This is a genomic window from Xanthomonas sp. LF02-5, assembly GCF_034105325.1.
GTDB lineage: Bacteria > Pseudomonadota > Gammaproteobacteria > Xanthomonadales > Xanthomonadaceae > Xanthomonas_A > Xanthomonas_A sontii.
The window spans coordinates 1-328 of record NZ_JAXGGF010000026.1 but is presented as its reverse complement, the minus strand read 5'-3'; the positions used below and the strand labels follow the sequence as shown (position 1 = coordinate 328).

The 328-nt window shown below is 75.0% G+C and carries 1 pseudogene; it reads left to right on the top strand.

Annotated features, from left to right (window positions below):
* Positions 1-12: 12 nt before the first annotated feature.
* Positions 13-328: pseudogene (locus tag SLW52_RS21080) on the top strand (hypothetical protein); the annotation flags it as partial.

The window sequence follows — 328 nt, the reverse complement described above, 5'->3', positions numbered from 1 at the left end:
CAAGGCGCGGGCGTGAAATACGCCCACACTCACTCGACCAAGGCCGACAGCACTGCCAGCGGTACCGACAGCAGCGCGATGGGGCCGGCGGCGAGTGCGTACGGCGACAGCGCGGTGGCACTGGGCAATGGCGCGGTGGCGGGCGATGCGAACGATCCGGCCGTGGCCAACGCCGTGGCACTGGGCAAGGCGGCCACGGCCAGCGGCGACAACAGCCTGGCGCTGGGTGCAGGCGCGGCGGCGGCGCAGGCCGGCGCGGTGGCGCTGGGCAGTGGCAGCAGCACGGCCGCGGCGGTGGCGACCACCGGCGGGACTCTCAACGGCAGCG